A 6,368-nucleotide genomic window follows, 5' to 3' on the forward strand; every position below is an offset into this window, starting at 1 on the left:
TGCGCTGATAACGCTGCCATGGAATCCTTCTTCTCGCTGCTGCAAAAGAACGTCCTGGACCGCAAACGGTGGAGCACACGCCAGGAACTCCGGCTAGCAATTACGACGTGGATCGAGCGGACCTATCACCGCCGCCGCCGGCAACGCCGGCTGGGAAAGCTCACCTCAATTGAATATGAAACAATCAACCGAACCCGGTAACCAAGCCGTAGGGCACGTCACCGAGTCAACAAAAGCAGGGGCAGTCCCCAGCGACAACGACCTGAGGATTGATCCATAGGCTCTAACTGGTGATGGTCGGAGGAATGTCGACTTTGGGCTTCTTGCTTTCCAGAGCGTCCAGCCTCTCGATGACATGGGACGAGATAGTTCCGATTTCCAATGCGGTCACCACGACGCTCGTTGAGTCGAGAATTTTTAGCCACCCCTTCCGGAGCAAGACGACCGATGCAACCAGTCCAACCACTGCTGCTACAGATCCAAGCACGACATCCCCTCCAAGCCCCAGGATGAACAGCTCGACAGATAGAACGGCGATCGGGAGCGCGATGCTGAGGCGGAACTCCGCCTCTGACCGGTCACGGTCGTAGGAGTCGAACAGATCCTTGTTCTTCTCTTGAAGTTTGGTCGCTAGAACGGGGATGTCTTCCGCCATCTCCTGGAGAAGTCGAGGTGACAACGTCCGAAGGGCTTCTTTGCGGATCTGCCTGTCCGCCTCAGTTCTATCGCCTGCCTCTGTCTGCACGCGCTCGTTGTAATCCTCCTCGTCCATTACAGGAAGGTTGTATTCCTTGAGAAGGGGATACCAAGGAACATTCCTTGCTTCTACGCGGCTGAACGCCTCCCAGAGAATCTTCAGAAGTGTAGATCCAGATTCGTGCGCTAGAGAACGGCGATAAGACACATTCTCTCGGTGTGGCAGGCGCTTCCACACGCGCTTCTGATTTTCATTCAGCTGACGTTCCAAGGTAAAGCCGTATCGCATGACAAGCCGCGTGGCTAGCTTTACGTCGATGGATACCAGGATGCCGACGACATACGCCACAAAGCTCAGGACGGCCAGGATGGTTGCTGTGGACGTATAACCGGTGAGCCAGTTGATCATGCCCATGCCGCCGGTCGACTCGTCTTTGCTCGGGATAGGCATCCCGAAGCCGATCCATACAACGACCAGCCATAGGTAGCCGGTAATCAGTGGCGTTTTGAAGTCTCTGAAGCCTGGCAAGATCTGCGCGAGCAATGGTTCCCCCGGTTTTGAAGTGGTGTGCGTGAGCAAATGAAGTGAGGATTAGTCAGGCATCCTTGGGTTCATCCTCACGTTCTTGTAGCAGCTCGTTGTCCTCTTCCTTTGGAAGGATGACCTTCGTGATGTCGTCGGAGCCCAAAATGCCGCTATCTATCTGTTCCGCGACGGCAGTGATGCTTGCGACGGTTTCGTCATAGGTTCCCCAGGTGTGCAGTACGCTCATGCCGCACATCACCATGAGGCTCAGGAGCCAGACGAAGACCTTCTTTTGGTAGTTATCCAACTTGGACAGTTCTGGGTCGTTTTCGAGCGCTTGAGGTAGCAGAGGTTGCGCCAAATAGAGCAGGTCCGCGTAGCGATCAAGGTCTTCTTCTTTGAAGTTCTTTAGATCGATCTTCGGCGGACTAACCGGTGCGTTGTCTTTTGGCCGCGGTGTGGTGGTTGGTTCGTGCTCAACGGGAGGCGCGGTGCTTTTGGTCAGCTCGTCAACATCGATGGAATCAACAAACTTCTGAGCTACGTCATCCCCGAGCTTGAACTTCGTGATGTCGCGGAAAGTCAGGAGAGGCATCTTAGGGACATCGATGACCGGCATCATCTTGGCAAACGACCTCATGGCGTTGAAGGCCGAGCGATCTATCGCTGGCAGCACAGCCGCTGCCATCTGCTTTTGAAGGGCAGTGATGGCCTCGCTTTGCCGGATGGCTTCCATAGCAGGAGCCATGGTCTGATTGATCATCCTTTGGAGGTTCTTGTACGCCTCCTGGTTCTTCCAAAACTGGCGGGAGAAGTCGTCGTCGTAGAAACCTGCGGTCATCCTAAGAGCTTATCGGCTGGCAGTGACCACAATCGGCGTCTACTCCCACCCCCATGGTGAGCACTTCTTTTGGGAGACGCGAGAACGTGCAGAGGCCGCTGGTCGAGACAGTGATCGAGGTGGTCGCGCTGGTGCGACAGCCGGAAAGAACCTTAATGGGTTCGTTCTCATCTTTGCCGACCTGATAAATGAACTGAAGATTGAAGGCCTCGTAGTGGGCAACTGAAAAGCGCCACGTCACGCTCCCTGGCTACCTGCGTCCGGCAAAGGACTGTGACCTTGTCTTGACCCGCCGCGGCGAGCTCTTGGCTGTTCTTGAGTTCAAGCGTGCTACTGATCCTTCCTTTGGCAACAACTTCAACAACCGCACTGAAGTAGCAATAGGGTCTTTCACTGACATCCGAACGGCCGTGGAGAAAGGCGTCTACGGACGACAGGAACATTTCTTCTTGGGTGGTGCATCCTGGTTGAAGCTGCACCTAAGTCGCATACGCCGATCCGGATGTCGCGTCCGCATTTCTACCCTGATGGTGAGTTTGAAGGTGCAAGTCATTTGGACCGCTACGAGATCTTCTGCCGGCGACTTGAACAGGAAGGCTGCTACTCGGCAGCAGCAGTTATCGCCAGCTCGAAAGAAGAAGGCGCGGCCTGGGGCGCCTACCGCAACCTGGCAGAAAATACGAGCTTTGAGCGCTTTAGACCTGAGTTCATCGCGCTCCTGGTGAAGCCTAGGGCGACGTGCACTGAGATGCGCTCATTTCAATTCCAACTGGACCTCCCAAATGGAGCTTCAACTTAATTGCTCCACCCAGCAAAGAAACCTACCTACCCTAGGACGAGTCGGAGCTGATTCACGATGAAGTGGACCGGCAGCGGTCGGCCATTGCAGCGCGTCGGACGGGCGTGCATACATGCGCGGTTGTGTTGTGACCGCTGCGGGCATTCTGGTAGGCGCACAGACGACGAGTTGGGCGTCGGGCTGGCAGGCCAAAAAGTACCGACCTCTTCGTTCTTGCCGCCTTCCTCTTGCTCGAAAGCTGCTGAGAAGCCCAAGTAGCCGCAGTCTTAAAAGAGAGCGCCCATAGGAGGCGCTCTTCCTTATTTGGGTTCCGGCTGTCTTGGTGTCCCGCCGTCCTTGGCATTATCGTGCTTGACCGGATGCCGTGTAATCAGCTCTGCGGCTGCTTCCAAAAATACTTTCTTCTGCGCCTCATCTTTATCAATATCCACTCGCGGGACGACTTGGCCTGGTGTCCGGTCAATCTTCTCCAGACCTGCTGCTGTCCGCAGGCTATTGATGAAGTCCATCCTCCTAGTTGCTTCGGCGTTCAGAAGCGCGGTTCGCTTTGTAGAATCAGCTGTAGGCATGGCCAGAAGTAGCTGTGCGGCAAAGTAATCTTCGCCCGGTTTGAGGGTGGATTTTATGGATACAAGTTCATAGGCGGCCCAAACCTCCTTGAGCTGTAGGACATGCTCCATGCAAAGATCCAGGTACTCGTTGGCGGGCCTTGCACGGGTCTTGGTCTCCTGCTCTTTAACAAGCTTTTCTAGGTCGTTCCCGACCTTCAAGAGAGCCTCGGCTGCTTCGCGTGTGTCTGAAAGCTGCTTGGTTCCCTTGTCACTCGCAGCTTTACGCCTATCACTTGCTTGCGTTGAGAAGAAGGCAACCAGAGCACCGATGATTACGAAGAGGCCAGCCAGTAGAGGCACGCCCCACCAAGGAGCGCCTGTATCGGGCATGTTGATGATGATAGGTGGTGTAGTCGGAGGCACAAGTGATCCTCTCACGGAGCGCCACTCTTGTTTGTTTCCTGCCTGGGATTCCGGTGGTCAAAAAGTCGGGGAAAGTTCGAGTGTTAGCGGCTATCCATAGGCGGCCAGGAAATGCGCGCCGGGGCAAGTAGCCTCGTGGGTTTCCCATTCAGGGCCACGGGAAGTCTCAGGAAAGCGCCGGGGCCGGCGGGTCTACGCCTCGTCGTCGATGGCGACGAAGGCTTCCAGGAACCGGGCGAGCTCAAGAGAGTGACCGCGTCCGAATCCATCTACGAATACTGTGAAGGGATAGGTAGAGCCGCGCTTCATCCCACCCTCCAGCCAGCAATGATCTGCTCGCGAGAAGATACGGCAGGTGCTCATTTGACACTCGTGTTCGGGGCCGCGCTTGATGCAGAAGTCTGGATCGTTGGGGTAGACATGAAAGTTGTGGCCGTGCGTACACGGTCGGACCTCGAATCTCATCGCTATCTGGTCATCGGCAAGTTCTGCCGCCACTGCACTACGGTCTTGTTCGGCATCTCCGCTCATGTAGACGTGGCGGGCCGGATTTAGCTCGATGTCCCGGGCGGCGACGATCATTCGGCTCAGGACCTGTGCGTGTCCGTTCGACTCGTAGCCGAGCCAGGCGTCCCGAAAGCGCGCCTTATGCTCCGCCGTTGGAGGGCGGTTGCCCCGGCCTTTGTTGCAGGATTCATGCGCCGGGGCGTAGTTCAGTAGGTGGTCGGGCCCATCGGCTGAAGCCGGACTCATATGGTCGAGGTTGATCGTGCCGATTGGGATCGATGTGGCGCTTGCCGATTTGATCAACTCCTCGATCGAGCTCTCGCTCGTGCCGCGAGACGCCCCAAGAAAGCCACCGCAGATCACGCAGCGTGCATCGAAAACTTCGATGAGCGCCAACTTCGCAAGAGCATTCTCGCTCCGCACCTTCGTTGCGTCATGGCCGAAGTTTCGCTCTCTGTGGGTCCGTAGTCTGGCAATGGATGTTTCGCTTCGTCTTGCTCTTAGCACTGACTGGAGGCATTTCACGTGAGCTACGCTGCCCGCAACGTGTACCCGTACGCCGCAATTAGCCTGGTTTCGACAGGTGACTGCGGGCGGCACTTCTGTATCTAACATGTCACAATTATCTCAGAGGCTGACATCAGCAGGTGAGCCTCGGGACTGCCTCGGTTTGGTTGAGTCTCTGGCGTGGCTCGTGGTTTGGTTACCAGCTGCCGAGCTCCCCCTTTAGCCGTCGGTGCTAGGGTCTAGGCCCTCCAATATCCCCGCCCAGCCCGCCAAGGCTCTGAAGTCTGGAGCTGCGTCGCTGGTCAGCGGCAGGGAGGTCCGAGAGTCTGGCAAAGGTGCCCCCCTGGCGGGCGAGGGCGGCGAAGGTTTGCGGTTCATCTATCGAATCGATGTGAATGCCTGCTGATTTCTGATTTCGGTGGAAAGAATTTGTCTGAACCAACCGGGCCTCGTACTGCGCCGATCGACCGAACTGTCACCGGAATGTAAGGAAGTCCTTGGTCACGTTACTTCCTTCTCGCATATCCATGAGATGTTCGGAAAGGAGAGCTAATTTCCATGATGTTGCTGGACGCAGTACCTGTGAAATACGGTCTTGATGACGGCTATTCGGCACATACTCACGGGCTTTTGAAAGTGCCGATGACGGGTCTCGTCGGACGGTCACGGGGTATGGAGTTGCTCGCTCGACAGGGGGCACAGGTGGCCAGGAAATTCCGGCCAAGCGGAGGGCAAAAAAGGGGGTGTGCACAATGTGCACACCTTGGGTGTCGGACTGGGTCGTATCGGTGTCGGACTGGGCGGGTTTGGGGAGGTTTTCGGGGGAGGCCAGTGTTTGCAGGGGGTGAAAGCCGGTTCAAGTCCCACTTCGGGCACACGTTTCCCCTTGTCAGAGGCTGTTTCGCTCTCTGACTGTGCACAAACCGGCGCGTCCTGTGCACTCGGGTGTGCCTGTTTTGGTGGGTGGGTTGCAGTCGTCCTGTGGGGGTCGGCCTCTTTTCTCTCTTGGAGCCCTTGGTGGGCTTTCTTACTACTTCATGGGGGAGTACTGCTCCGAATACATGACTTTGGGGAGATTTTTCACTGAGTTTCCTCTGGAGCTGCTTTTGTTGTCTTACGGGTATCTTGTTTCGGCTTCTCAGACGGAACAGCTACCTCCATAGGAGCACGCCGCGGTCTTCCGAAGGCGTTCCGGGGGTAGTGGTGCGTCTTTGCCGTGAACCGGAACGAAGGATATTAGTCCTAGCATCTGAAGCGGGGCGATACCTTACGGGCCTCATCGAACGGGTGAACGACGATTGCGTCGATGTGGAGATTATCTACGGCCGTGGATCCGCAGTGTTTTTGTCCAAGGAGGAGTAAGACTCACTCATGGAGACCGGCTAGCTGCGGCGATCCTCTGTGAACGTACGGCGCCATACAGCCCGCACTTCATCCCCGGAAGTCGAGAGCGGTCTGACCCTATTCGGTTCTCGGTCCAATGTTCCCCACAGTGCGCGTCGCACCTGACTAAGGTGT

The 6,368-nt window shown here is 56.3% G+C and carries 6 protein-coding genes; 1 reads left to right on the forward strand and 5 read right to left on the reverse strand.

All coding sequences use genetic code 11. The features are described 5' to 3' along the window. A partial coding sequence (locus DDA93_RS15745; RefSeq protein ID WP_165802661.1) for an IS3 family transposase occupies positions 1 to 201 on the forward strand: 201 nt, incomplete at its 5' end. 82 nt (positions 202 to 283) lie between these two features. Here DDA93_RS15745 and DDA93_RS15750 read toward each other — a convergent pair. The 5 genes from DDA93_RS15750 to DDA93_RS15775 form a co-directional block, all read right to left on the reverse strand. Continuing rightward, positions 284 to 1,240, reverse strand: a complete 957-nt coding sequence (locus DDA93_RS15750) for a hypothetical protein (RefSeq protein WP_133185588.1) — start codon at positions 1,238 to 1,240, stop codon at positions 284 to 286. A gap of 52 nt (positions 1,241 to 1,292) precedes the next feature. Further along, entirely contained in the window at positions 1,293 to 2,063 is a 771-nt protein-coding gene (locus tag DDA93_RS15755; RefSeq protein ID WP_116779276.1) for a hypothetical protein, read from the reverse strand. A 1-nt stretch (position 2,064) separates the two neighbouring features. Beyond that, complete coding sequence (locus DDA93_RS15760) at positions 2,065 to 2,304, reverse strand: hypothetical protein (RefSeq protein ID WP_116779277.1); 240 nt, start codon at positions 2,302 to 2,304, stop codon at positions 2,065 to 2,067. Between the two features lie 857 nt (positions 2,305 to 3,161). Then, on the reverse strand, positions 3,162 to 3,836 hold the full coding sequence (locus tag DDA93_RS15770) for a hypothetical protein (protein WP_207771370.1): 675 nt from the start codon (positions 3,834 to 3,836) through the stop codon (positions 3,162 to 3,164). 192 nt (positions 3,837 to 4,028) lie between these two features. Beyond that, positions 4,029 to 4,739, reverse strand: a complete 711-nt coding sequence (locus DDA93_RS15775; RefSeq protein ID WP_133185592.1) for a hypothetical protein — start codon at positions 4,737 to 4,739, stop codon at positions 4,029 to 4,031. Between the last annotated feature and the right edge of the window lie 1,629 nt (positions 4,740 to 6,368).

It is taken from the genome of Arthrobacter sp. Bz4, assembly GCF_003075455.1.
Lineage (GTDB): Bacteria > Actinomycetota > Actinomycetes > Actinomycetales > Micrococcaceae > Arthrobacter_D.